The 1,620-nt window shown below is 68.0% G+C and carries 1 pseudogene; it reads left to right on the top strand.

What is annotated here, in order from left to right:
• Positions 1–32: 32 nt before the first annotated feature.
• Positions 33–1,620, top strand: a pseudogene (locus tag AC1VAN_RS21220) (filamentous haemagglutinin family protein); the annotation flags it as partial.

Below are 1,620 nucleotides of genomic sequence, written 5' to 3'. Positions count from 1 at the left end.
GCGTGACCCTGGCCACGGGTTCGACGACGGCAGTGCTGATCGAAGATGATGGCAAGACCACCGCGCTTGACAGCCAGCGCGACGCCCTCATCAAGGAATCGGCCGAGCAGGACAAGCTTCGTGCCGCCAGCAACAGTGGCACCTTCGACAATCTCTCGCGGCTGCAGGACCGCCGGGAGCAATCACGCATCGAAGTCGTCTCCGGCGGCGATGTGAACTTCCAGGCCGGCTCGCTGGCGGTGGCCACCGGCGGCCAGGTGATCGCCGACGCCAGCCGGCGCAGCTACCTGGATGATGGCGCGCGCGTGGACGTCTCCGGTGCGGTGGGCGTGCAGGTGGCGATGGAGAGCAACAACGTCAAGGTGAAGGTGCAGGGCAACGAGCTGCGCGATTCGCCGGACAACCGTGACAGCGGCAAGCTGATCAGCAGCGAGGTGTGGATCGACCGCCGCCAGTTGATCGAAGTTGCCGCCGGTACCGGTGGCTATGAAGGTACGCGCTGGTATGCCGGCGGCGGCCTGCTGGAAGTGGGTGGCTACCTGGACAATCAGGGGCATTCGATCAGCGAATGGGCGGCGCAGGGCGGCACCGTCCAGCTGGCAGGCAAGGAAGTGGTCAGCCACGCGGGTTCGCGCATCAATCTGGCCGGTGGCAGCCTGGATGTGCAGTCCGGCGTGGTCCAGCAGAGCTGGCTGCGTGGGCGCGATGGCCAGTTGTACCGGCTTGACGATGCGCCGGCGGAGATGCTGTACGACGGTCTGTACCAGGGCTACGAACTGAAGCAGGAGCGTTGGGGGGTCACCGAATCCTTCCGCAATCCACTGGTTGCCCCTGGCCAGCGCTTCGACAATGGCTACACCGTGGGACGCGACGCCGGCCGCCTGTTGATCTCGGCGCCCACGGCCGTCCTGCAGGGCAAGGTGGATACGGTGGCCTTCCAGGGCGTGCAGCAGACGCGCCGCCCAGACCAGGGGCAGGACGGGTACGCGCAGGCGCAGACGGCGGCGGCCCGCAACGCCCAGCTTTGGCTTGGGCGTTTCGACAACACCGGGCGCAGTGCAGTGTTCGATTCGCAGGTCCGCATCGGAGAGCTCCAGGCCGACACCCGGCCGTGGACGCTGCAGGCGCCGGTCGGGGAAGCACAGCGCAATACCGTGTGGTTGGACAGTGAGGTCCTGAGCGCCCAGCGTTGGGGGCAGGTGGACCTCGCTTCGGCCGGCCGCATCGATCTGGACGGCACGCTCAGGTTGCAGGAGGGCGGCCGGCTTGGCCTTGCCGCAAGCCGCGTCAGCCTCGGCGGAACGGTGCAGATTGCCGGCGGCCAGGTGGAGGCCGGCAACCTGCTTCTGGTGCTCGGCAGGCCGACGGCCCTGCTGTCCTCCGGGCGCGGCGCGCTCGATGTTGCGGCGGGCGCGCGGATCGATCTTGGCGGCGGCTGGAGCAATGCGCTTGCCGCGCCGGAAGGCGGTCCCGCACAGGCGTGGATCGACGGTGGACAGCTGCGCTTCAACGGCAGCCACGACATCAACGTGGGCGAGGGTGCACGGATTTCGGTGGATGCCGGTGGTGTCATCGATGCCAATGGCAAGGGGCGCGTAGGCAAGGGGGGCAGTGTCAGCC

The organism is Stenotrophomonas sp. 05L44_2 (assembly GCF_056665995.1).
This window is presented reverse-complemented; position numbering and strand designations above follow the sequence as displayed.